Annotated in this window: 1 pseudogene; it reads right to left on the minus strand. The window is 71.4% G+C overall.

The features are described 5' to 3' along the window. A pseudogene (locus EXE42_RS19145) lies at nucleotides 1-217 on the minus strand (hypothetical protein); the annotation flags it as partial.

Here is a 217-nt window from a genome sequence, read left to right on the forward strand (position 1 = left end):
GTCGAGAGGGAGGCCGCGTCGGGGTCCGACTCGGCGTCCGAGACGCCGAAATCCGATCCCGCGTCGGCGCCGGAACCGGACCCGGCCGGAGAGTCGGGGTCGAAGTCGTCGATATCGGGGGACTCAGACCCGTCGTCCTCGGACCCGGCGGTTCCAGAGCCCGAGGCCGCGAAGTCGTCGGGGTCGGGCGTCGAAGAGCGGTTCGACGGCGGGTTAT

This window comes from Halorubrum sp. SP3, from assembly GCF_005435195.1.
GTDB classification, from domain to species: domain Archaea; phylum Halobacteriota; class Halobacteria; order Halobacteriales; family Haloferacaceae; genus Halorubrum; species Halorubrum sodomense.